Origin of the sequence: Leifsonia sp. Root1293 (assembly GCF_001425325.1) — a bacterium.
Lineage (GTDB): Bacteria > Actinomycetota > Actinomycetes > Actinomycetales > Microbacteriaceae > Orlajensenia.
This window is the reverse complement of the sequence record NZ_LMEH01000001.1, coordinates 711,593-735,354: the sequence shown is the minus strand read 5'-3', so window position 1 is coordinate 735,354 and position 23,762 is coordinate 711,593. Positions and strand designations below refer to the sequence as shown.

Sequence of the window (23,762 nt, the reverse complement as noted above, 5' to 3'; positions counted from 1 at the left end):
CCGATCGGAGCATCATCATGTCCGCTGCCATTCCCGACAAGCCGGCCCTCGAGGGGCTCGAGTCCAAGTGGGGAGCAGCGTGGGAAGCCGACGGTACCCATCGCTTCGACCGGAACCGCGCCACGCGCGAGAGCATCTTCTCGATCGACACCCCGCCGCCGACGGCCTCGGGCTCCCTGCACATCGGCCACGTGTTCTCCTACACCCACACTGACGTCATCGCCCGCTTCCAGCGCATGCGAGGACGCAGCGTGTTCTACCCGATGGGCTGGGACGACAACGGGCTGCCGACCGAGCGCCGGGTGCAGAACTACTACGGCGTGCGCTGCGACCCCTCCCTCCCCTACGAGAGCGACTTCACGCCGCCCTTCGAGGGTGGCGACGGCAAGAGCACCAAGGCCGCCGACCAGAAGCCCGTGAGCCGCCGCAACTTCATCGAGCTGTGCGAGCAGCTCACCCACGAGGACGAGGTGCAGTTCGAGAAGCTCTGGCGCGATCTCGGTCTGTCCGTCGACTGGACCCAGACCTACCGCACCATCGGCGAGGAGGCGCTGTTCACCTCCCAGCTCGCCTTCATCCGCAACGTCGAGCGCGGCGAGGCGTACCAGGCGATGGCGCCGACTCTGTGGGATGTCACCTTCCGCACCGCAGTCGCCCAGGCCGAGCTCGAGGACCGCGAGCAGCCGGCCGCGTACCACCGGGTCGCCTTCCACAAGCCGGACGGCGGCACGATCGAGATCGAGACCACCCGGCCCGAGCTGCTGCCCGCGTGCGTCGCCCTGGTCGCCCACCCCGACGACGAGCGGTACAAGCCGTTCTTCGGCACGACCGTCACGACCCCCGTCTTCGGCGTCGAGGTCCCCGTGCTCGCCCACCACCTCGCCCAGAAGGACAAGGGGTCCGGCATCGCCATGATCTGCACCTTCGGCGACGTCACCGACGTCGTCTGGTGGCGCGAACTCGACCTCCCGAACCGCGCGATCATGGGCTTCGACGGTCGCATCATCGCCGAGGCCCCCGAGGCCATCACCAGCGAGGCCGGCCTCGCCGCGTACGCGGAGCTCGCCGGGAAGACCGTGTTCTCGGCCAAGCAGGCCATGGTCGACCTCCTGCGCGCCTCGGGTGAGCTCATCGGAGAGCCCAAGAAGATCACCCACCCCGTCAAGTTCTTCGAGAAGGGCGACAAGCCGCTCGAGGTCGTCTCGACCCGCCAGTGGTACATCTCGAACGGCGCCCGCGACGAGGCACTCCGAGCCAAGCTGCTCGAGAGCGGCCGAGAGCTCGCCTGGCACCCCGACTTCATGCGCGTGCGCTACGAGAACTGGGTCGGCGGCCTCACCGGCGACTGGCTCATCTCCCGCCAGCGCTTCTTCGGCGTCCCCATCCCCGTCTGGTACCCGCTCGACGCCGACGGCAACCCCGTCTTCGACCAGCCGATCGTCGCCACCCGGGATCTGCTTCCGGTCGACCCGTCGTCGGATGCAGCACCCGGCTACGACGAGACGCAGCGCGGCCAGGCCGGCGGCTTCGTCGGCGAGCACGACGTGATGGACACCTGGGCGACCTCGTCCCTCACCCCTCAGCTCGCCGGTGGCTGGGAGCGCGACCCCGAGCTGTTCGACCTCGTGTTCCCGTTCTCCCTGCGGCCGCAGGGCCAGGACATCATCCGCACCTGGCTGTTCTCCACGATGCTCCGGGCCGAGCTCGAGCACGGGCAGCGCCCGTGGGACAACACCACGCTCTCGGGCTTCATCGTCGACCCCGACCGCAAGAAGATGTCGAAGTCCAAGGGCAACGTGGTCACCCCGGCCGACATCCTGGAGACCCACGGCTCCGACGCGGTGCGCTACTGGGCCGCATCATCGCGACTCGGCACCGACGCCGCCTTCGATCCGCAGAACCCCACGCAGATCAAGATCGGCCGCCGGCTCGCGATCAAGCTGCTGAACGCGGCCAAGTTCATCCACGGCGCCGGAACCGCCGGCGGCTCGTCCGTCACCAACGCCGTCGACCTGAGCATGCTCGCCTCCCTCTCGGAGGTCGTGCACCAGGCGACGATCGCCCTCGACAACTACGACCACGCTCGCGCGCTCGAAGTGACCGAGGCGTTCTTCTGGACCTTCTGCGACGACTACCTCGAGCTGGTCAAGGAACGCGCCTACGGTGGGGCGGATGCCGAGAAGGAGTCGGCCGTCGCTGCCCTCCACACGGCGCTCTCGGTGTTCCTGCGGCTGTTCGCCCCGTTCGTTCCGTTCGCCACCGAGGAGGCGTGGTCCTGGTCGAACGACGGCTCGGTCCACGTCGCCGCCTGGCCGAACGAGGTGGAGATCCCCGGAGCCGAGGACGGCGTGACGGCCGTGCTCGACCTCGCCAGCCGTGCACTCACGGCCATCCGCCGGGCCAAGACCGATGCGAAGGTTTCGCAGCGCACACCAGTGATTTCTGCTGTAATTGCGGGAACAGGAGAACAGGTCGCACTGCTTCGGCAGGCGGCCTCGGACCTCGCCGCAGTTGGACGCATTGCGGTGCTCGACTTCGTTGAAGCCGATGATCTCGCCGTCACCGACATCGTCCTCGAGACAGTGCCGGAAAGTTAGGAGCATACGAATGACTGTTCAGGTTCGCCCCATCGTGGATCGCGACTTCTTCGACTGGCTCGGTCTGTGGGAGGGCTACAGCGCCTTCTACGGTTCCGAGGTCACGGACACCAAGGCCCTCATCGTCTGGTCGTGGCTCACTGACAAGGCGCACGAGCTCTCGGGCTACGTGGCCGAAGACGACGGGAAGCTGGTCGGGTTCGCCCACGTGCGCGAGTATCCGCGCACTCTCGAGGCCGATCGCGCCATGTTCCTCGACGACCTCTTCGTCGCCGAGGACGCCCGCTCCCACGGCGTCGGTGGCGCCCTCATCGAGGAGGCGAAGCGCATCGCACGCGAGCGCAGAGCCGGTGCCGTGACGTGGATCACCGCCGCAGACAACGAGACGGCTCAGCGGCTCTACGACAACGCGGGAACCCGGACGTCCTGGGTCACCTACGAGACCGAGGTCTGAGCATGCAACTCGGCACCCGGTGGCCGTTCCGCGGCACCGACCGCCCGGCCAACCTGCCCGAGGTCGTCGGATTCGCCCTCGACGCCGTCGAGACGGACGAGGAGATCACCCCGGATGCCGGAGCCGAGTGGCGCTGGACCCTCACCTGGCTCGAGGGGAAGCCGGTGATCGAACTCGACGACGGCACGATCATCCGCTACGTCGCCGAGGACGACTCGGCACAGATCGTGCTGCCCGCCCAGGCGGTCGATGACGAGGACGACTGGTAGCAGCCGCTCACTCCGGCTTGCGGGCGAGCACCTCTCCATGCGGCATCTGCATCCAGCCATCGGGGTCGACCTTCCACTCGCGCCACGCTGAGCTGATGGCGTGCAGTTCATCGAGGTCGGCCATGCCGGCCTCGATGGCGTGCGCGGCGAACGCGGACTCGGTGGCGCGCACGGCCCACGATTCACCCCACCACTCGCGTTCGGCATCCGAGGCGAAGCACCACACCGATGCCGTGCACGCGAGGTCCGTGAATCCGGCGGCGCGCACCCACGCCTTGAGCATGCGAGCGGCGTCGGGCTCTCCCCCGTTGTAGCGGGCCACGTCGTGGTACACGCTCAACCACTCCGAGAGACCGGGCAGGGCGGGATACCAGGTGACACCGCCGTAGTCCACGTCACGGACGGCGAGCAGTCCCCCGGGCTTCAGCACGCGGAGTGCCTCGCGCAGCGCGTCGACGGGCCGCACCAGGTGCTGGAGGGTCTGGTGGGCGTGCACGACATCGAAGGAGTCGTCGTCGAAGGGCAGCGCATAGGCGTCGGCGACGAGGAAGTCGGCGTTGTCCAGTCCGTTGTCGATGCCGAGACCGCGCGCCTGCGCGACGATGTCGGGGGCCACGTCGACGCCGATCACCCGGCCCGGGCTGACGCGACGGGCGATGTCGACGGTGATCGTGCCGGGGCCGCAGCCGAGGTCGAGCACGGCGAGGCCCGGAACGAGATGGGGCGCCAGGTAGGCGGCCGAGTTCTCGACCGTGCGCCACGTGTGCGAGCGCAGCACGCTCTCGTGGTGGCCGTGGGTGTACTGATCGCGCGGGGCGATCTCCTTCTCCTGCGGATCCGTGCTCATACGCCGAGCCTACCGAGCGCTCGGGCGCCGGGCGCACAGTACGCGCAACGGCCCGCCCTCCTGGAGGAGGACGGGCCGTTGCGCGTGAACGCGGACTCTAGATCGCGAAGCCCAGGGCGCGCATCATGTCGCGTCCGTCGTCGGTGATCCGCTCCGGACCCCACGGCGGCATCCAGACCCAGTTGATGCGGAAGGCCTCGACGATGCCGTCGAGTGACTGCGCGGTCTGCTCCTCGAGCACGTCGGTGAGGGGGCATCCGGCGCTCGTCAGTGTCATGTGGATGACCAGGGCGTTGTTCTCGTCGTCCCAGCCGAGGTCGTAGATCAGGCCGAGGTCGACGACGTTGATGCCGAGCTCGGGATCCATGACCTCCTTCAGCGCCTCTTCGACCTGGTCGAAGAGTGCCGGTTCGAGTGTCGTGACCATGGGATCAGCCTACGCCGTCACGCCGGTGAGGAAGCGGTCATAGCCCTCGTCCTCGAGACGGTCGGCGAGCTCTCGGCCACCCTGTTCTGCGACGCGGCCGTTGACGAACACGTGCACGAAGTCGGGCTCGATGTAGCGGAGGATCCGGGTGTAGTGCGTGATCAGCAGGATGCCGAGACCGGTGTTGGCCTTGGCCCGGTTGACGCCCTCCGAGACGATCTTCAGTGCGTCGACGTCGAGGCCGGAGTCGGTCTCGTCGAGAACGGCGAACTTGGGCTTCAGGAGTTCGAGCTGGAGGATCTCGTTGCGCTTCTTCTCTCCACCGGAAAAGCCCTCGTTGACGTTGCGCTCCGCGAAGGAGCTGTCCATGCGCAGGTTGCCCATGGCCTCGCGGACGTCCTTGACCCAGGTGCGGATGGCCGGCGCCTCGCCGTCGATCGCGGTCTTGGCGGTGCGGAGGAAGTTGGTGTTGGTCACACCGGGAATCTCCACCGGGTACTGCATCGCGAGGAACAGCCCGGCGCGAGCGCGCTCGTCGACCGTCATGTCGAGCACCTCTGCGCCGTCGAACAGCACCGAGCCGCCCTCGACGTGGTACTTGGGGTGCCCGGCGATCGTGTACGCGAGGGTCGACTTGCCCGAGCCGTTGGGGCCCATGACGGCGTGGATCTCGCCCTCGTTGATGGTGAGGTCGACACCGTTGAGGATGTGCTTGGTGCCCTGATCGGTCTCGACGCTGACGCGGAGGTCCTTGATCTCAAGAACTGACATGGTTCTTCTTCGTCTCTTTCGTTTCGTCGGCGCACGCGGCGCCAGAAGTGCTGACGCGGTTCAGACCGCGACGGTGATGGTGGGGTCGATGTAGATGTCGCCGTCGCGGATCTCGACCTGGTACACGGGCACCGGGTCGTAGGCCGGGAGGCTGAGCGGCTTGCCCGTGCGGAGTGAGAACTTCGAGCCGTGGGCCCAGCACTCGAGAGTGTCGTCCTCCACGAACCCCTCCGACAGCGAGATGTCGCCGTGGGTGCAGGTGTCGCCGATGGCGAACACGGCGCCGGAGTCGTCCTTCACGACGGCCATGGCCACGCCGTCGATGTCGACCTTCACGGCCTGGTTAGCCTCGAGTTCGTCGACGGCGCAGATGCGCTGTGCGCTCACGATGCCAGCACCGTTCCGACCAGCTCGGTCTCGAGGGATTCCTGCAGACGGGTCTCGAGTTCGGCGTCGCCGATCTGCTGCACGATCTCGGTGAGGAAGCCACGCACGACGAGGCGACGGGCCTCATCCTCGGTGATGCCGCGGCTCATGAGGTAGAACAGCTGCTCGTCGTCGAAACGCCCGGTCGCACTCGCGTGGCCGGCGCCGGCGATGTCGCCGGTCTCGATCTCGAGGTTCGGCACCGAGTCGGCACGGGTGCCGTCGGTGAGCACGAGGTTGCGGTTCTGCTCGTAGCTGTCGGTTCCTGTGGCCTTGTTGCCGATGAGCACGTCGCCGATCCAGACGGATCGCGCGCCCTGGCCCTGCAGCGCACCCTTGTAGGTGACGCGCGAGCGCGTGTTGGGTGCGTCGTGGTTGACGTAGACCTGCTGCTCGAGGTGCTGTCCGGCATCCGAGAAGTACAGCCCGAAGGCCTCGACGTCGGCACCCTGCTCGGCCAGGAGCGTCGTGGGGTTGACCCTCACGATCGATCCGCCGAGCGAGACGACGATGTGCTTGAGCTTGGCGTCGCGGCCGACGCGGGAGAAGTGCGTGGCGAGGTGGATGGCGTCATCCGCCCACTCCTGCACGGTCACGACGGAGAGCTGGGCGCCCTCCCCGACCACGATCTCGACGTTCTCGGCGAGGCGCGCGTCTCCGGTGTTCTGCAGCACGATGAGCGCGCGGCTGAACGGAGCGGCCTCGATCACCGTGTGCGCGGCGCGCGGGCCGGAGCCGAGGGCACCGCGGTCAAGCGTGAAGGTCTTCGCCTCCTCACCGGTGACCGAGATTACCAGGGCCTGCTCGAAGCTGGTCCAGGCGTTCGCGGAGGCGCGCTCCTCCGGCATGCCGGCGGAGCCGATGCGGGCGTCGTCACGCGACACCCAGGCCGCAGTCACGCCGTCGATTGCGGTCGACGTGTACTCGTACGGCGAGCCGTCGAGGTCACCGGCGGTGAGGTCGGTGAGCTTCGCGACCGGCGAGTAGCGCCACTCGACCTCACGGCCGGTGACGGCGGCGAAGTCGTCGACCCGGGTGGACTTGGGGCGCGCAGAACGGGTCTGGACCGGAGCCTTGTTGGCCCAATCGCCGTCGCTGTGCTTCTTGAGACCGTGCTGCTCGAAAGTCGGCACGCTGGGAACGGTGGTTGCAGAGGCAGCCATCTGGACTAGGAGTCCTTTCGACGGGAGGAGATGGGCATCGATTCGACGCTCGACGTCAGGAGGACGGTCATCCGACCGACCCCTCCATGCCCATCTCGATGAGCTTGTTGAGTTCGAGTGCGTACTCCATGGGAAGTTCACGGGCGATCGGCTCGATGAAGCCGCGCACGATCATGGCCATGGCCTCGTCTTCCGGCATGCCGCGGCTCATGAGGTAGAACAGCTGCTCCTCGGAGACCCGCGAGACGGTGGCCTCGTGGCCGAGCTGCACGTCGTCGACACGGATGTCGATGGCCGGGTAGGTGTCGGAGCGGGAGATGGTGTCGACGAGCAGAGCGTCGCAGCGCACAGTGTTGGCGGAGTGGTGCGCGTTGGCGTCCACCCGGACCTCGCCGCGGTAGCCCGCGCGTCCGCCGCCGCGGGCGATCGACTTCGAGACGATCGAGCTCTGCGTGTGCGGAGCCATGTGGATCATCTTCGCGCCGGCGTCCTGGTGCTGGCCGGGGCCCGCGAAGGCCACGGACAGGGTCTCGCCCTTGGCGTGCTCGCCCATGAGGTAGATGGATGGGTACTTCATCGTCACCTTGGAACCGATGTTGCCGTCGATCCACTCCATCGTCGCGCCCTCGCCTGCTGTGGCGCGCTTGGTGACGAGGTTGTAGACGTTGTTCGACCAGTTCTGGATCGTCGTGTAGCGAACGCGGGCGTTCTTCTTCACGATGATCTCGACCACGGCCGAGTGCAGCGAGTCGCTCTTGTAGATGGGAGCCGTGCAGCCCTCGATGTAGTGCACGTAGCTGCCCTCGTCGGCGATGATCAGCGTGCGCTCGAACTGGCCCATGTTCTCGGTGTTGATGCGGAAGTAGGCCTGGAGAGGGATCTCAACGTGCACTCCCGGCGGCACGTACACGAAGGATCCGCCCGACCACACGGCGGTGTTCAAGGCGGCGAACTTGTTGTCGCCCGACGGGATGACGGTGCCGAAGTACTCGTCGAAGAACTCGGGGTGCTCTCTGAGCGCGGTGTCGGTGTCCATGAAGATGACACCCTGCGCCTCGAGCTCCTCGTTGATCTGGTGGTAGACGACCTCGGACTCGTACTGGGCTGCGACACCGGAGACGAGGCGCTGGCGCTCAGCCTCGGGGATTCCGAGCTTCTCGTAGGTGCTCTTGATGTCATCGGGAAGGTCTTCCCAGGTCTGGGCCTGCTTCTCGGTCGACCGCACGAAGTACTTGATGTTGTCGAAGTCGATCTCCGACAGGTCGGCTCCCCAGGTGGGCATCGGCTTGCGCTCGAACAGCTGCAGGGCCTTGAGCCTGCGCTGGAGCATCCACTCCGGCTCCTGCTTCAGGGCCGAGATGTCGCGAACCACCTCCGGCGAGATCCCACGCCGGGCGGATGCGCCTGCAGCGTCGGAATCCGACCAGCCGAACTCGTAGGTTCCGAGTCCTTCCAGTTCGGGGCGGTCGATGAGAACGTCCGACATGTCTCCCTCTTTCCTACCCATGACGACCGGCTATCAATCCGGCTCATCCCCCTTCCGCGTATGTGGATACGAACGGTCACGAGGTCTGATTTGTGCGGGGCAGCTTCTGTGCGTACCTAGAATTGTCGGAGGAACCGAATGAGCGTGTACCGACTGATTGACACCGGTGACACGCGGTTCTCCAACCAATTGATTCTACAGGCACCCGCGGTGACGTTGCAGCGGCGCAGCCCGAGAGTCTGCCGTACAAGGACAGGACCACCCCGACGTGTCGCGTTTCATCAGCTGGCTGCCCACCCGGATCGATCGTCGCGTCCGAGTCTTCGCCTGGCTGTCCCTGATCGCCCAGATCGTGCTCATCGGCACCGGAGGGCTGGTCCGGCTGACGGCGTCCGGCCTCGGATGCCCGACCTGGCCGGCGTGCACAGCCGACTCACTCGTGAACACGCCCGAGATGGGCATCCACGGCGTCATCGAGTTCGGCAACCGCCTGATGACCTTCGTGCTCGTCTTCATCGCGATCGCGATGTTCCTCCTCGTCATCCGGATGCGGGCGGAGCGCCGCGACCTGTTCCTCCTCTCGCTCCTCATCGGCCTCGGCATCCCGGCCCAGGGAGTCATCGGCGGCCTCAGCGTGCTGACCGGCCTCAACCCCTACGTCGTCGGCCTGCACTTCGTGGTCTCCATCGCGCTGGTGTGCCTCGCGACGGCGCTCGTGAACAGGGTCTACTCGGCCCCCGGTGCCCGGGTGCTCGCGACTCCGCGCTGGTACGCCACCCTCGCACACGTGGCGAGCGCCGTCGTGGCCGTCACGATCGTGGTCGGCATCATCACCACCGGCTCCGGGCCGCACGCCGGAGACGCTGACGCCCCGCGCAACGGCCTCGACCCGCAGGTGCTGCAGCACGTGCACTCCTGGCCGGCCTACGCGACCCTCGCCCTCACCGTGGTTCTGCTCATCGCCGTTCTGGTCGCGAAGATCCCGGGAGGCGGGCCGGTTCTCCTGCTGCTCGGCGTCGAAGCCGTGCAGATCGTGGTGGGCCTCATCCAGGCGCGCACCGGGCTTCCCCCGTTCCTCGTCGGTCTTCACATGGTGCTGGCCGGATGTCTCGCCGCGGCCATGACCAACGTCGTGCTCTCCCTGCGCCGGCCATCGGCCGCGACGCTGTCGGCGCCCGAGCACCGCGATGCCCGCGTGAGCGCCTGATGCCCGGCTCGCTGCTACCCAACGCGGCTCCGTCCCGATGACGGTCATGGTCACCGGGGGCGCCGGGTACATCGGCGCCCACGTCGTGCGACTCCTCCAGGAGGCGCACGTTCCGGTCGTCGTGGTCGACGACCTCTCCACCGGCGCGGCGGAGCGGGTGTCGGGCGCACCGCTCGTCGCGCTCGACGTCGCGGCATCCGACGCCGTCGACGCGATCTCGGCCGCCATGACCGAGCACTCCGTCGACGCAGTCATCCACTTCGCAGCCAAGAAGCAGGTCGGCGAATCGGTCGGCTCTCCGGTCTGGTACTTCCAGCAGAACGTCGGCGGCCTCGCCAACGTCCTCGCCGCCGCCGAGCAGTGCGGAGTCGAACGCTTCGTGTTCTCGTCGTCGGCGGCCGTGTACGGGATGACAGGCGACGACCTCGTCACGGAGGACGCACCGGTCTCCCCCATCAACCCCTACGGGCAGACGAAGCTGGCGGGCGAATGGCTGCTCCGAGACGCCGCGAGGGCGTTCGGAATGCGCACAGTGAGCCTGCGCTACTTCAATGTCGCCGGAGCCGGATGGAGGGACCTCGGCGATCCCCAGGTGCTGAACCTCATCACGATCGTCCTCGACAGGATCGCGGCGGGCGATGCCCCGACGGTGTTCGGCACGGGCTTCGACACGGAGGACGGATCGGGAGTGCGCGACTACGTGCACGTGCTCGACATCGCTGCCGCCCACATCGACGCCCTCGACTACCTGGGCCGCGATGAGCGGGCACACGACGTGTTCAACGTGGGCCGTGGGGAAGGCTCCTCCGTGCTCGAGGTCATCGCCGCCATCGCCGCGGCGACAGGTACAACCTTCACTCCGGTCATCGCCGAGGCCCGCCCCGGCGACCCCGCCCGGGTGATCGCCGATGCGACCAGGCTGCGTGCCGAGACCGGATGGGCCCCGAAGCACGGCTTCGACGAGATCATCGCCTCTGCCGTGGCCGCCGCATCCGCGAATCCGCAGGATGCACAGCCCGCCTGACGACCGCTGACTGCGACGGGACGCGTCCTCGGCGCGGCAGCCGTGACTCCCGGCTCCTCCGCTCGTAGAATTCCGTCATGGCAGCCGGCGCAATGCCCCCGGACGACAGGCTCGACATCGAGGCGATGGCGAGGCACCAGGCTCGCGCGGCCTGCCGCAGGCTCGCCGACACGCCGTTCGAGAACGGGTTCATGCCCCTGTACGCCGACCTGTACCTCGACTCGCGACCGTACGCATCCTTCGCGGTCGTTCCCGATGAACGTGCCCTCGGTGTGCTGCACCACATCACAAAGCACCTGAACGCCGACGCCATCGCCATCACGAGCGACACCTGGATCGCGGTGGGCCTCGACCCCGAGACGCGTGCGTCGGCGACGATCGAGTCGAGGTTCGAGGTCGGCGACCCACGGGTCTCCGAGGCGCTCGCCGTCACGGTCGGCTCCCTCGACGATGGCCTGCTGTCCGTGCGCATCCCCTATGCCCGGAGCGTGATGGACGGCCTCGAGCTGAGCGAACCCATCATCAGCGGGCTCGGAGACGGGGATGACTTCCGGGGACCGATCAGCGAGGGCCTGGTCGACGCTCTCAACGGGGTGGAGGACGAGGCTGCGGCATCCGTTCGCCGAGGCATCATGGCACCGACGGATGTCGAGGTCGCGATGCTGCTGTTCGACCACGAGGGCTGGGGCGGCTTCGACAGGCTGGACCCCGGATGGGCGCGCACGCGATTCGGGGTGAGCAACGTCGACGAGGCGAACCCGCTGTCGCTCCTGCTCGCCGCTGCCGTCATCGACTGACCTCGCCACGCCATCTCGTGGGCGTCTGCGCCCCCTGATGTGGCGCACACCCCCGCGAACTGGCGCGTCAGGTCAGAAGGGCAGCAGCGGGTCGATGCCGATGGCGAGGAACAGCAGCGACAGATACGCGATCGACCCGTGGAAGACCCGCATCGGCGACACGTCGACGTGGCGGATGGCCAGGTCGTAGAGGCGGTGCGACTCGTACAGGAACCAGCCTCCGACGACGAGCGCCACGGCGGAGTAGACGAGCCCCATGCCGGCCACGGGGATGAGCAGCAGGGAGCAGGCGACAGTGGCCCACGCGTACAGGATGACCTGCAGGCCGACCTGGGCGCGACCGCGCACCACGGCGAGCATCGGCACTCCAGCAGCCTTGTAGTCCTCGCGGTACTTCATCGACAGCGGCCAGTAGTGCGGCGGCGTCCAGAGGAAGATGATCGCGAACAGGATGAACGGGGTCCACGTCAGGCTCCCCGTCACCGCGGCCCAGCCGATGAGCACGGGCATGCAGCCGGCGACACCGCCCCACACGATGTTCTGCGATGTACGGCGCTTCAGGATGAGGCTGTAGAAGACCACGTAGAGCAGGATCGCGCCGAGCGAGAGTGCTGCGGCGAGCCCGTTGGTGAAGACCCACAGCCAGACGATGGAGGCGATGCCGAGGCCCCAGGCGAAGACGAGCGCCTCGCGGTCGGACAGGTCGCCCGTCACGAGGGGGCGGTTCTTCGTGCGCTTCATCAGGCGGTCGATGTCGCGGTCGATGTAGCAGTTGAACGCCCCGGCAGATCCGGCACTCATGGCGCCGCCGATCAAGGTCGCCAGAACCAGCCACAGTGACGGGATGCCGCCCTGGGCCAGGATCATCGTCGGTGCGGTCACGACGAGGAGCAGCTCGACGACCCGCGGCTTCGTCAACGAGATGTACGCGTTCAGCTTGCGTCGGACTCCGATGGAGGACGCGGCGGATCGTGTCTCAAGTGCGACGTTCATTACTCCCCATAATCCGGGAATAGTCGGCCCGGGAATGCTGCCTCCAAGTCTAGGCCATCGGCACAGCGGGCAGCCCCACGCCCAGCTCACACCGAGGGTGCGCGACTGTGGGGATCATGCAACCGGACTGTAACGGCGCCCTGCCCCTTCGTCCGTAATAGACAAAGAGGCTGTCTCTATACTGGGAATGCTCGCCTATCAGCCTGTGCGCTCGGCGTGAGCCGATCCTCTTCGAACGACTCGCTCCTCGCGCTTCATGCTGTGTGCCAAGGATGACGACGGCGCGCTCCGAAAACAACGGAGCCCTGCAACTGCGGTGGCTCCTGACGCATTGAGAAGGGTCAGTTACCAGTGCCAGCTCTGCAATGGGAACCCATCGACGACAAGGCCGTCGACACCGCGCGAATCCTCGCAGCGGACGCGGTCGAGAAGGTGGGCAACGGCCACCCCGGGACGGCCATGAGCCTCGCTCCCGCGGCCTACCTGCTCTTCCAGAAGGTCATGCGCCGTGATCCGTCCGACAACGAGTGGATCGGTCGCGACCGGTTCATCCTCTCGGCCGGCCACAGCTCGCTGACACAGTACGTGCAGCTCTACTTCGGCGGCTACGGCCTCGAGCTCGACGACCTCAAGGCGCTCCGCACCTGGGGCTCGCTCACCCCCGGCCACCCCGAGTACGGCCACACCGACGGTGTCGAGATCACGACGGGTCCGCTCGGTCAGGGACTCTCCTCCGCCGTCGGCTTCGCCTACGCCCAGCGCTTCGAGCGCGGTCTCTTCGACCCGGATGCCGCTGCGGGAACCAGCCCGTTCGACCACAACATCTTCGTCATCGCCGGAGACGGCGACCTCCAGGAGGGCATCACCAGCGAGGCGTCATCGCTCGCCGGCCACCAGGAGCTCGGCAGCCTCGTCGTGATCTACGACAGCAACCAGATCTCCATCGAGGACGACACCAACATCGCCTTCACCGAGGACGTCGCAGCCCGCTACGAGGCCTATCACTGGCACGTGCAGACCGTCGACTGGAAGAAGACCGGCGAGTACGTCGAGGACGTCGCGGAGCTGCACCGCGCGATCGAGGCCGCCAAGGCCGAGACCGACAAGCCGTCGCTCATCATCCTGAAGACCATCATCGGATGGCCGAGCCCGAAGAAGCAGAACAGCGGCAAGATCCACGGATCCGCCCTGGGCGCCGAGGAACTGGCCGCCGTCAAGGAGGTCCTCGGCTTCGACCCCGAGAAGAACTTCGACGTCGCCCCCGAGGTCATCGAGCACACCCGTCTCGCTCTCGAGCGCGGTGCAGCCGAGCACGCGGAGTGGCAGGTGTCCTTCGATGCCTGGGCCGAGGCGAACCCCGAGCGCAAGAAGCTCCTCGATCGCGTACTGACGGGCGAGCTGCCCGACGGCGTCGAGGACGTCCTGCCCGTGTTCGAGCCCGGTGTCGAGGTCTCGACCCGTGCAGCATCGGGCAAGGTCATCAACGCGATCGCGGGTGTCGTTCCCGAGCTCTGGGGCGGATCCGCCGACCTGGCCGAGTCCAACCTCACCACGATCACCAGCGCGGCGTCGTTCGTGCCGAGCGAGCACTCCACCCACGAGTGGACGGGCAACGAGTACGGCCGCGTGCTGCACTTCGGCATCCGCGAGCACGCCATGGGCGCCATCCTGAACGGCATCGTGCTGCACGGGAACACCCGCCCCTTCGGCGGCACCTTCCTCATCTTCAGCGACTACATGCGACCGGCCGTCCGCCTCGCCGCGCTCATGAAGGCTCCGGCCATCTACGTGTGGACGCACGACTCGGTCGCCCTCGGCGAGGACGGCCCGACCCATCAGCCGGTCGAGCAGCTCTCGACGCTCCGCGCCATCCCGGGGCTCGACGTGGTGCGCCCCGGCGACGCCAACGAGGTGTCCTACGCCTGGCTCGAGATCCTCAAGCGTCGCCAGGGCCCTGCCGGCATCGCGCTGACCCGCCAGAACATCGCGGTGTTCGAGCGCGGCGACGGCGAGGCATCCGGAGACGTCTTCGCCTCGGCGAAGAACACGGCCAAGGGCGCATACGTGCTGGCCGAGGCCCCGAACGGCACCCCCGACGTGATCCTCATCGCCACCGGCTCCGAGGTGCAGCTCGCCGTCCAGGCACGCGAGGCGCTCAGGGCCGACGGCATCAACGCCCGAGTCGTGTCGGCGCCCAGCATCGAGTGGTTCGAGGAGCAGTCGGCCGAGTACCGCGAGTCGGTGCTCCCGGCATCCGTCACGGCCCGTGTCTCGGTCGAGGCTGGAATCTCGATGAGCTGGGACAAGTACGTGGGAGACCGCGGCCGCAGCATCTCGATCGAGCACTTCGGTGCCTCGGCCGACTGGAAGACGCTGTTCCGCGAATTCGGCATCACGGCTGAAGCCGTCGTCGCCGCAGCCAAGGAGTCGCTCGCATCCGCGTGATGCGCAGCATGAAGGAGATCTGAACACATGACCGGAACCACACCCCTCGCCGAGCTCTCAGCAGCCGGCGTCAGCATCTGGCTCGACGACCTCTCGCGTGAGCGCATCACGTCGGGCGGCCTCAAGAAGCTCATCGACGAGAAGAACGTCGTGGGCGTCACCACCAACCCGACGATCTTCGCCGGCGCTCTCGCCAACGGCCACGCCTACGAGGCGCAGGTCGCCGAGCTGGCCGCTCGAGGCGCGACGGTCGACGAAGCCGTCTTCGAGATCACGACGGATGACGTGGCCAACGCCTCGGACATCTTCCGGCCCGTCTACGACGCCACCGACGGCGTCGACGGCCGGGTGTCGATCGAGGTCGAGCCCGGCTTCGCGCACGACGCCGCCAAGACCATCGAGCAGGCGAAGCAGCTCTGGGCCAAGGTCGACCGGCCCAACGCGATGATCAAGATCCCGGCGACGGTCGAGGGCCTCGAGGCCATCACCGAGGTCATCGGGTCCGGGATCAGCGTCAACGTCACGCTGATCTTCAGCCTCGAGCGTCACCAGGCTGTCATCGCCGCCTACATCGCCGGTCTCGAGAAGGCCCAGGCAGCCGGCATCGACCTCTCGACGATCGAGTCGGTCGCCTCCTTCTTCGTGTCGCGCGTCGACACCGAGATCGACAAGCGGCTCACCGCCATCGGCACCGACGAGGCCCTCGCGCTGAAGAGCAAGGCCGGCGTCGCGAACGCGCAGCTGGCGTACGAGGTCTTCAAGGACGAGTTCGCCACCGACCGCGCTCAGGCCCTCCTCCGGGCGGGCGCGAACGTGCAGCGTCCGCTCTGGGCCTCGACCGGCGTCAAGGACCCGTCGCTGCCCGACACCCTCTACGTGACGAACCTCGTTGCTCAGGGTGTCGTCAACACGATGCCCGAGAAGACGATGGAGGCCACGTTCGACCACGGCGTCATCGAGGGTGACACCGTGAGCGGCTCGTACGATGCGGCACGCGATGTCCTCGACCAGCTCGAAGCCCTCGGCGTCTCCTACGACGAGGTGACCGCCCTGCTCGAGAAGGAGGGCGTCGAAAAGTTCATCGTCTCGTGGGGCGAGCTGCTCGAAACCGTCAAGACCGCGCTCGAGGCAGCGAAATGAGCTTCCGCATCTCGGTGAGCGGAGCCGCAGCCGACGCCGTGCGCACGCACGTGCCCACCCTCGTGAAGGATCTCGTCGCCTCCGGCATCACCGGCTTCGACGCCGCTCTCTGGGGACCGGATGCGGAGTCCGAGGCCGCTAAGCGCCTCGGCTGGACCGAGTCGGTCGCCGTCTCACGTCCGCTCGTCGAGGAGATCAACGCCCTGCGCGATGAGCTCCACGCCGCTGGCGTGCGCCACATCGCCCTCGCCGGCATGGGCGGGTCGTCCTTGGCCCCCGAGGTCATCACCAACACGGCTCGCGTCGACCTCACGGTGCTCGATTCGACCGAACCCGGCCAGGTGCTCAGCGCCCTGGGCGACCGCCTGGCCGAGACGGCCCTCGTGGTGTCGTCGAAGTCGGGATCGACGACGGAGACCGACAGCCAGCGCCGCGCCTTCGAGCAGGCGTTCACGGCAGCGGGCATCGACCCGCTCACGCGCATCATCGTGGTGACCGACCCCGGTTCCCCGCTCGACAAGAACGCTCGCGAGACCGGCTACCGCGTCTTCAACGCGGATCCGAACGTCGGCGGGCGCTACTCGGCGCTCACGGCGTTCGGCCTGGTGCCGAGCGGCCTGTCCGGTGTCGACATCGGCGAGCTCCTCGACGAGGCCGAGACCATCTCCTTGAGCCTCGCGATCGACGACGAGTCGAACCCGGGTCTCATCCTCGGCGCAGCCATCGCCGGCACCTCTCCCCTGCGCGACAAGCTCGGCATCATCACGGATGGCACCCACATCGTCGGCTTCGGCGACTGGGCCGAGCAGCTCATCGCCGAATCGACGGGCAAGCTCGGGAAGGGCATCCTGCCCGTCGTGCTCGAGAAGGACGCCCCCGAGCTGAAGGACGAACTCGCCGACCTGCAGTTGGTGCGCCTGGTGGACGACGCCGGTGACGACGTGTTCGTCGACGGCGCCGACGAGATCCGCGTGAGCGGAACCTTGGGCGCGCAGTTCCTGGTCTGGGAGTACGCGACGGCCGTCGCGGGCCGCCTGCTCGGGATCAACCCGTTCGACCAGCCCGACGTCGAGTCGGCCAAGATCGCCACCCGTGCGCTGCTGGACTCGCGTCCGGCTCCGGAGCCCGCCGCGTTCGTGACCGGCGGCATCGAGGTGCGCGGCACGCCCGACGTCATCGGCGCATCGAGCGACCTGGTGTCCGCCATCGAGGTGCTGCTCGAGGAGGTCGGCGACGACGGCTACATCGCCATCCAGGCATATGTCGACCGTCTGGCCCTGCCGCAGCTCACCGAGCTCCGCGCGATCCTGGCTGAGCGCTCCGGCCGTCCGGTGACCTTCGGATGGGGACCGCGCTTCCTGCACTCGACCGGCCAGTTCCACAAGGGCGGCCCGGCCGTCGGCGTGTTCCTGCAGATCACGCAGAACCCCGTCGTGGATCTCGAGATCCCCGGCATCCCGTTCACGTTCGGCGAGCTCATCCAGGCCCAGGCCATCGGCGACGCCAGCGTGCTGGCCGACCACGGCCGGCCCGTGCTGCGCCTGAACCTGACGAACGCCGCCGCGGACACCGCAGCGCTGTTCGACGCGATCCGCTAGTCGCGAAGGAGCAGTATGAATTCCGCTGACGTGTCGGCCGAGCACAATCCCCTGCGCTCGCCCAACGACTACCGCCTGAACCGTATCGCGGGTCCGAGCGCCCTGATCATCTTCGGTGTGACGGGTGACCTGTCGCGCAAGAAGCTGATGCCGGCCGTGTACGACCTCGCCAACCGCGGCCTGCTTCCTCCCGGCTTCGGTCTCGTCGGCTTCGCCCGGCGCGATTGGGAGGACCAGGACTTCATGGAGATCGTGCACGAGTCCGTGAAGAAGTACGCGCGCACGGAGTTCCGCGAGGAGGTCTGGACGCAGCTGGCCCAGGGCATCCGGTTCGTCTCCGGGACCTTCGACGACGATGCAGCGTTCGAGACTCTCAAGGAGACTCTCGACGAGCTCGACACCGAGCGCGGAACGATGGGCAATCACGCGTTCTACCTCTCGATCCCGCCGAAGGCGTTCCCCCAGGTAACGGAGCAGCTGCGCCGCTCCGGGCTCGCGGAGCCTGCCGATGGCGAATGGCGCCGCGTCGTCATCGAGAAGCCGTTCGGACACGACCTCGCCTCAGCACGTGAGCTCAACGAGATGGTGGCGTCGGTGTTCCCGGCCGACGCGGTGTTCCGCATCGATCACTACCTCGGCAAGGAGACGGTGCAGAACATCCTCGCTCTGCGCTTCGCCAACCAGCTCTACGAGCCCATCTGGAACGCCAACTTCGTAGACCACGTGCAGATCACGATGGCCGAGGACATCGGCGTCGGCGGCCGTGCCGGCTACTACGACGGCATCGGCGCTGCCAGGGACGTCATCCAGAACCACCTGCTGCAGCTGCTGGCACTGACCGCCATGGAGGAGCCCGTCTCCTTCGAGGCGTCGGCGCTGCGTGCCGAGAAGGAGAAGGTGCTCTCGGCGGTCCGGCTGCCGGCGGACCTGTCCAAGTCGACCGCGCGCGGACAGTACTCCGGAGGATGGCAGGGCGGCGAGAAGGTGCTCGGCTTCCTGGAGGAGGACGGCATGAAGCCTGATTCCACCACCGAGACCTACGCAGCACTCAAGCTCGAGATCGGCACCAGGCGCTGGTCCGGTGTCCCCTTCTATCTACGAGCAGGCAAGCGCCTCGGCCGTCGGGTCACCGAGATCGCCGTCGTGTTCAAGCGCGCACCGCAGCAGCTCTTCGCCGACAGCCAGACCTCCCAGCTCGGCCAGAACGCCCTCGTCATCAGGGTGCAGCCCGATGAGGGCGTGACGATCCGCTTCGGCTCGAAGGTTCCCGGCGCCGGCATGCAGGTGCGCGACGTCACGATGGACTTCGGCTACGGGCACGCCTTCACCGAGGCCAGCCCCGAAGCGTACGAGCGTCTCATCCTCGACGTGCTCCTCGGCGATCCGCCCCTCTTCCCGCGCCAGGAGGAGGTCGAACTGTCCTGGAAGATCCTCGATCCGATCGAGAAGTTCTGGGAGAGCCAGGGCCAGCCTGAGCAGTACAGCCCAGGCAGCTGGGGTCCAGACGAAGCCGATGAACTACTGGCCCGCGACGGCCGCACCTGGAGGCGTCCATGATCGTCGACCTGCCCGACACCACGACGAGCGGCATCTCGAAGGCTCTCGTGAAGATCCGCGAGGAGGGTGGAGCCGTCGCCCTCGGTCGCGTGCTCACGCTCGTGATCGCCTCGGACGAGGCGATGACCGAGGAGGCCATCGAGGCGGCCAACGATGCGTCACGCGAGCACCCCATGCGGGTCATCGTCATCTCGACGGATCCGGAGGCTTCGCCCGACGCAGCTCCCGGGCTCGACGCCGAGATCCGTGTCGGCGGCGACGCCGGTGCCAGCGAGGTCGTGATCCTCCGTCCGACCGGCGACACCGCGAAGGACGAGCAGAGTCTCATCATGGGCCTGCTCCTGCCCGATGCCCCCGTCGTCGTCTGGTGGCCCGGCCGTGCACCCGAGATTCCCGGACGGTCGCCGCTCGGCCTGATCGCGCTGCGCAGGATCACGGATGCGACCCGTCGCCACGCCGATCCGCAGCTCGCGCTCGAGGCGTGCGCCAAGAACTACACGCCCGGCGACACCGACTTCGCTTGGACTCGGGTGACGCTGTGGCGGGCGCAGCTGGCAGCAGTGCTCGACCAGCCCCCGTATGAGAACGTCACCGGTGTGCAGGTGTCCGGCTCGGCCGACTCCCCGTCGACGACGCTCCTGGCCGCCTGGCTGCACCTCGCCCTGGGCGTGCCAACGGACTACGAGCTCACCGGCCCCGAGAGCTCCCAGGGCATCCACGGCGTGCGGATGTTCCGCGGCGACGCGTCGATCGACCTCGTGCGCACGCAGGGCGGCATCGCGACACTCACCCAGCCCGGCCAGCCGACGCACGACGTGGCGCTCGCGCGTCGCAACCTGCGCGACTGCCTCGCTGACGAGCTGCGCAGGCTCGATCCCGATGAACTGTATGGTGAGGTCATCACGGGTGGACTGGCCACCCTGGGCGCCCCGAGCGCGATCACGGAGGGCCCTCTCGCATGACCAATGAACGCCGAGTCCTGGTGCACGCCGACACGGAGTCGCTCGCGGCATCCGTAGCCGCGCGCTTCATCACGAAGACCGTCGACATCCTCGATGACCAGGCCACGGCGAACGTGGTGCTCACGGGCGGTCGGGTCGGCACGGCCGTGCTCGCCGCCATCAACGCCAGCCCGGCGCGCGACACCATCGACTGGTCGCGGGTGAGCTTCTGGTGGGGTGACGAGCGCTGGCTTCCCGCCGGCGATGCCGAGCGAAACGACCAGCAGGCTCGCGAGGCCCTGCTCGACCACATCAGCGTCCCGGCCGAGAACGTTCACCCGTTCCCCTCCACCGACTCGGGCATCAGCCTCGACGATGCCGCCCTGCAGTACGCGGCCGAGCTCGAGGCCCACGGCGAGGGCGAGGGTGCACCGCGGTTCGACATCACCTTCCTCGGCGTCGGACCCGACGGCCACATCGCATCGCTGTTCCCGCACAGGTCCGGCATCAGCATCGAGGACCGCTCGGTCATCTCAGTGCGCAACTCCCCCAAGCCGCCGCCGGAACGCCTGAGCCTCACCCGGCCGACCCTCAACTCCTCGGAGCGGGTCTGGATGGTGCTCTCGGGGGCTGACAAGGCGTCGGCCCTGGGGCTCGCTCTTGCCGGGGCCGCCCGAGACGAGGTGCCCGTCGCGGGCATCAAGGGTCGGAAGCGCACGGTGTTCTTCGTCGACGCGGATGCGGCATCCGAGGTTCCCGAGAACCTCATCGCGCCCAGCTACTGAGTCGTCGCACCACCCGCACAAAGAAGGGCCGCATCCGTTCGGATGCGGCCCTTCTTGGTGATCTGTGCTGGAATTACTCGGCTGCGGCCGTTCCGCGACGGACGCGCAGCTGCTGCAGCGCCTCGTCGAGCAGCTGCTCGGCCTCTTCCTCGGTGCGGCGTTCCTTCACGTACGCGAGGTGGGTCTTGTACGGCTCCATCTTGGCGACGAGAGGAGGGTTCTCCTTGTCGCGGCCGGCGGGAAGGCCGGAGGACGGGGAGTCGATCGTCTCGGGGATCTCCTCAGCCGGCAGGTTCGCGGCGAAGTGCCGCACCGTCTCGTTCCCGAGGGCGTCCCAGTAGGAGACGGCCACCCGCTCGGCGTGGAACCCGCGGTCCTGTTCGCCCATGGGGCCCGCGCCGACGCGGGAGCCGCGGATCGCGCTACCACCTGATGCCATTGTGTGTCCTTAGATCCGTGAGATGGGGTGGTCGGCGCTCAGGCGCCGGTTTCGAACTTGGTGATGAGGCCGAGGACGACGATCGACGCGATCCAGACCAGGCCCAGGATGACCGTGATGCGGTTGAGGTTGCGCTCCGCGACACCCGATGCTCCGAGGTTGGAGGTCACGCCGCCGCCGAACATGTCGGAGAGGCCGCCGCCGCGTCCCTTGTGCAACAGGATGAGCAGGGTGAGCAGGAGGCTCGTCAGGCCCAGGATGACCTGGAGTACGACCTGGAGGATGTCCACGGAAAACCTTTCGAAGATCGGCGCGACGAAGCGCCGGAAGAACTCTGGCCAGTATAACGGCACGCGGCGGGCAGCCCGGGAACCCGGACCACCCGCCGCGTTGGATCGTTACAGGCCGACGTGCTGCTTGAAGCGCGCGATGCTGGCGAACTCGTCGAGGTCGAGGCTCGCGCCTCCGACGAGGGCACCGTCGACGTTCGGCTCGCGCATGAAGCCGGCGATGTTGGCCGCCTTCACCGATCCGCCGTAGAGGATGCGGGTCTTGGCTGCGACGTCGTCGCCGAGGAGCTCGACGAGCACTGCACGCAGTGCCGCTGCCACCTGCTCGGCCTGGTCGGGCGTCGCGGCCTGGCCGGAGCCGATGGCCCAGACCGGCTCGTACGCCACGACGATATCGGCTGCGCTGGTGACGCCGGCGAGGGCGGCACGCAACTGGGCGACCGGCACGGCACTCGGACCGTGCGTCTCGAGGTCTTCGGCCGTCTCGCCGACGCAGATGATGGGAACCAGGCTGTGCCGGAGCGCGGCCTGGACCTTCGCTGCGACGACCTCGTCGGTCTCGTTGTGCAGTGTGCGTCGTTCGGAGTGGCCGATGATGACGTAGCTGCACTCGAGCTTCGCGAGGAAGGCTCCGGAGATCTCGCCCGTGTAGGCGCCGGAGTCGTGGGCGGACAGGTCTTGGGCGCCGAAGGCGATGGGGAGCTTGTCACTGGCCACGAGGGTCTGCACGCTGCGCAGGTCGGTGAACGGCGGGAAGACCGCCACCTCGACGCCGGCGAAGTCGTGCTTCGCGTCGTCGAGGCTCCACGCGAGCTTCTGCACGAACGCGATCGCCTGCAGGTGATCGAGGTTGAGCTTCCAGTTGCCCGCGATCAGCGGGGTGCGATTCAGTGCCATCCGAGTACCTCCAAGCCGGGGAGGTGCTTGCCCTCGAGGAACTCGAGGCTGGCGCCGCCTCCCGTTGACACATGTCCGAAGTCGTCATCCGCGAACCCGAGGGAGCGGATGGCGGCGGCGGAGTCGCCACCACCGACGACGCTGAGGCCGTCGACCTGGGTGAGGGCCTCGGCGACGGTGCGCGTCCCTGCCGCGAACGGCTCGAGCTCGAACACGCCCATGGGGCCGTTCCAGAACACCGTCTTCGATCCGCGGATGACCTCCGCGAAGCGAGCCGCGGTGTCCGGGCCGATGTCGAGGCCCAGGCCGGAGGCACCGAACGGGGTCTCCTCGATGGCGTCGGCCGCCGTCACGACGTGCTCCGCGTCTGCGCCGAACTTCGACGCGACCACGACATCCGTCGGCAGGACGATCTGCACGCCGAGACGCTCGGCCTCGGTCAGGTAGCCCTTGACCGTGTCGATCTGGTCGGCCTCGAGCAGGCTCGCACCCACCTTGTGGCCCTGGGCCGCGAGGAAGGTGAAGAGCATGCCGCCACCGATGAGCAGAGAGTCCACGCGCGGAAGGAGATGACCGATCACGCCGAGCTTGTCGGAGACCTTCGAGCCTCCGAGGACGACCGCGTACGGCTTCTCTGGGGTGCGGGTGAGCTTCTCGAGAACGGTCAGTTCCGCCTCGATCAGAGTTCCGGCGGCACTCGGCAGCAATTCGGCGAGTTCGAAGACGCTCGCCTGCTTGCGGTGGACGACACCGAAGCCGTCCGAGACGAAGACGGAGCCGAATGCCGCGAGCTTCTGGGCGAAGACGACGCGGTCCGCGGAGTCCTTCGCCGTCTCACCGGCATTGAAGCGGAGGTTCTCGAGCACGGCGATGTCGCCGTCCTCGAGGGCGTCGACGACGGATGCCGCAGACTCCCCCACGGTGTCGGTCGCGAAGGCGACCGGCCGGCCGAGCAGCTCCGAGAGCCGCTCGGCGACCGGCGCCAGGCTGTACTGCGCGTCGGGGGCACCATCGGGACGACCGAGGTGGGAGATGACGACGACCTTCGCGCCCTGCTCGAGCAGGGCGGTCAGGGTCGGCACCGACGCCCGCACGCGGCCGTCATCCGTGATCTTCCCGTCCTTCAGGGGGACGTTCAGATCGCAGCGGACGATGACACGCGTGCCGGCGAGCGGCCCGAGTTCCGAGATGGTGCGAAGCGACACGCCA

Annotated in this window: 23 protein-coding genes; 12 read left to right on the top strand and 11 right to left on the bottom strand. The window is 67.8% G+C overall.

Going from position 1 to position 23,762, the window contains the following annotated elements:
* Positions 1-17: 17 nt before the first annotated feature.
* The 3 genes from valS to ASC59_RS03310 are packed head-to-tail and all read left to right on the top strand — an operon-like array spanning position 18 to position 3,320.
* The gene (gene valS / locus ASC59_RS03320) at positions 18-2,597 is read left to right on the top strand and encodes a valine--tRNA ligase (protein ID WP_055818333.1); all 2,580 of its coding nucleotides are present in this window, start codon (positions 18-20) and stop codon (positions 2,595-2,597) included.
* A gap of 10 nt (positions 2,598-2,607) precedes the next feature.
* On the top strand, positions 2,608-3,051 hold the full coding sequence (locus ASC59_RS03315) for a GNAT family N-acetyltransferase (RefSeq protein WP_200942311.1): 444 nt from the start codon (positions 2,608-2,610) through the stop codon (positions 3,049-3,051).
* A gap of 2 nt (positions 3,052-3,053) precedes the next feature.
* A complete protein-coding gene (locus ASC59_RS03310; RefSeq protein ID WP_055818329.1) occupies positions 3,054-3,320 on the top strand; it encodes a hypothetical protein in 267 nt (88 codons plus the stop codon).
* Positions 3,321-3,327: 7 nt separating this feature from the next.
* Here ASC59_RS03310 and ASC59_RS03305 read toward each other — a convergent pair whose 3' ends face one another.
* From ASC59_RS03305 to sufB, 6 genes are all read right to left on the bottom strand, one after another.
* Positions 3,328-4,167, bottom strand: a complete 840-nt coding sequence (locus tag ASC59_RS03305) for a methyltransferase domain-containing protein (protein WP_055818327.1) — start codon at positions 4,165-4,167, stop codon at positions 3,328-3,330.
* 97 nt (positions 4,168-4,264) lie between these two features.
* The gene (locus ASC59_RS03300; protein WP_055818324.1) at positions 4,265-4,594 is read right to left on the bottom strand and encodes a metal-sulfur cluster assembly factor; all 330 of its coding nucleotides are present in this window, start codon (positions 4,592-4,594) and stop codon (positions 4,265-4,267) included.
* 9 nt (positions 4,595-4,603) lie between these two features.
* Positions 4,604-5,365 carry a Fe-S cluster assembly ATPase SufC gene (sufC, locus tag ASC59_RS03295; RefSeq protein WP_055818322.1) on the bottom strand — a complete coding sequence of 254 codons (762 nt, stop codon included), beginning with the start codon at positions 5,363-5,365 and terminating at the stop codon, positions 4,604-4,606.
* Positions 5,366-5,425: 60 nt separating this feature from the next.
* Positions 5,426-5,752, bottom strand: a complete 327-nt coding sequence (locus tag ASC59_RS03290; protein ID WP_055818321.1) for a non-heme iron oxygenase ferredoxin subunit — start codon at positions 5,750-5,752, stop codon at positions 5,426-5,428.
* Positions 5,749-6,954 carry a Fe-S cluster assembly protein SufD gene (sufD, locus tag ASC59_RS03285; protein WP_055818319.1) on the bottom strand — a complete coding sequence of 402 codons (1,206 nt, stop codon included), beginning with the start codon at positions 6,952-6,954 and terminating at the stop codon, positions 5,749-5,751. The genes ASC59_RS03290 and sufD overlap by 4 nt, the downstream gene beginning before the upstream one ends.
* A gap of 67 nt (positions 6,955-7,021) precedes the next feature.
* Complete coding sequence (sufB, locus tag ASC59_RS03280; RefSeq protein ID WP_055818317.1) at positions 7,022-8,440, bottom strand: Fe-S cluster assembly protein SufB; 1,419 nt, start codon at positions 8,438-8,440, stop codon at positions 7,022-7,024.
* A 268-nt stretch (positions 8,441-8,708) separates the two neighbouring features.
* On the opposite strand from sufB, the gene ASC59_RS03275 reads away from it, so the two are divergent.
* The 3 genes from ASC59_RS03275 (at position 8,709) to ASC59_RS03265 (ending at position 11,468) form a co-directional block, all read left to right on the top strand.
* A complete protein-coding gene (locus tag ASC59_RS03275; protein ID WP_055818315.1) occupies positions 8,709-9,647 on the top strand; it encodes a COX15/CtaA family protein in 939 nt (312 codons plus the stop codon).
* Positions 9,648-9,684: 37 nt separating this feature from the next.
* A complete protein-coding gene (gene galE, locus ASC59_RS03270) occupies positions 9,685-10,671 on the top strand; it encodes a UDP-glucose 4-epimerase GalE (protein WP_055818313.1) in 987 nt (328 codons plus the stop codon).
* Between the two features lie 77 nt (positions 10,672-10,748).
* The gene (locus ASC59_RS03265) at positions 10,749-11,468 is read left to right on the top strand and encodes a hypothetical protein (RefSeq protein ID WP_055818311.1); all 720 of its coding nucleotides are present in this window, start codon (positions 10,749-10,751) and stop codon (positions 11,466-11,468) included.
* Between the two features lie 72 nt (positions 11,469-11,540).
* Here ASC59_RS03265 and ASC59_RS03260 read toward each other — a convergent pair whose 3' ends face one another.
* A complete protein-coding gene (locus ASC59_RS03260) occupies positions 11,541-12,461 on the bottom strand; it encodes a heme o synthase (RefSeq protein WP_055818308.1) in 921 nt (306 codons plus the stop codon).
* Between the two features lie 351 nt (positions 12,462-12,812).
* Here ASC59_RS03260 and tkt point away from each other — a divergent pair, with 351 nt between their 5' ends.
* The 6 genes from tkt to pgl are packed head-to-tail and all read left to right on the top strand — an operon-like array spanning position 12,813 to position 20,927.
* Positions 12,813-14,906, top strand: coding sequence for a transketolase (gene tkt, locus ASC59_RS03255; RefSeq protein WP_055818306.1), 2,094 nt, complete (start codon positions 12,813-12,815; stop codon positions 14,904-14,906).
* A gap of 27 nt (positions 14,907-14,933) precedes the next feature.
* A complete protein-coding gene (gene tal / locus ASC59_RS03250; RefSeq protein WP_055818303.1) occupies positions 14,934-16,046 on the top strand; it encodes a transaldolase in 1,113 nt (370 codons plus the stop codon).
* A complete protein-coding gene (locus tag ASC59_RS03245) occupies positions 16,043-17,644 on the top strand; it encodes a glucose-6-phosphate isomerase (protein WP_055818301.1) in 1,602 nt (533 codons plus the stop codon). The genes tal and ASC59_RS03245 overlap by 4 nt, the downstream gene beginning before the upstream one ends.
* A 15-nt stretch (positions 17,645-17,659) precedes the next feature.
* On the top strand, positions 17,660-19,201 hold the full coding sequence (gene zwf / locus ASC59_RS03240) for a glucose-6-phosphate dehydrogenase (RefSeq protein ID WP_055818299.1): 1,542 nt from the start codon (positions 17,660-17,662) through the stop codon (positions 19,199-19,201).
* Positions 19,198-20,163 carry a glucose-6-phosphate dehydrogenase assembly protein OpcA gene (locus ASC59_RS03235; RefSeq protein WP_055818297.1) on the top strand — a complete coding sequence of 322 codons (966 nt, stop codon included), beginning with the start codon at positions 19,198-19,200 and terminating at the stop codon, positions 20,161-20,163. The genes zwf and ASC59_RS03235 overlap by 4 nt, the downstream gene beginning before the upstream one ends.
* A complete protein-coding gene (gene pgl / locus ASC59_RS03230) occupies positions 20,160-20,927 on the top strand; it encodes a 6-phosphogluconolactonase (RefSeq protein WP_055818295.1) in 768 nt (255 codons plus the stop codon). Before ASC59_RS03235 ends, pgl begins: the two co-directional genes overlap by 4 nt.
* A gap of 73 nt (positions 20,928-21,000) precedes the next feature.
* Here the strand turns inward: pgl and ASC59_RS03225 are convergent, their stop codons facing one another.
* From ASC59_RS03225 to ASC59_RS03210, 4 genes are all read right to left on the bottom strand, one after another.
* Positions 21,001-21,366 (bottom strand): RNA polymerase-binding protein RbpA, encoded by a 366-nt coding sequence (locus ASC59_RS03225; RefSeq protein WP_055818294.1) that lies wholly within the window; start codon positions 21,364-21,366, stop codon positions 21,001-21,003.
* Positions 21,367-21,404: 38 nt separating this feature from the next.
* Positions 21,405-21,656, bottom strand: a complete 252-nt coding sequence (gene secG / locus ASC59_RS03220) for a preprotein translocase subunit SecG (RefSeq protein ID WP_055818292.1) — start codon at positions 21,654-21,656, stop codon at positions 21,405-21,407.
* 108 nt (positions 21,657-21,764) lie between these two features.
* Positions 21,765-22,553, bottom strand: a complete 789-nt coding sequence (gene tpiA, locus ASC59_RS03215; protein ID WP_055818290.1) for a triose-phosphate isomerase — start codon at positions 22,551-22,553, stop codon at positions 21,765-21,767.
* Positions 22,544-23,758, bottom strand: a complete 1,215-nt coding sequence (locus ASC59_RS03210; RefSeq protein ID WP_055818288.1) for a phosphoglycerate kinase — start codon at positions 23,756-23,758, stop codon at positions 22,544-22,546. The genes tpiA and ASC59_RS03210 overlap by 10 nt, the downstream gene beginning before the upstream one ends.
* Between the last annotated feature and the right edge of the window lie 4 nt (positions 23,759-23,762).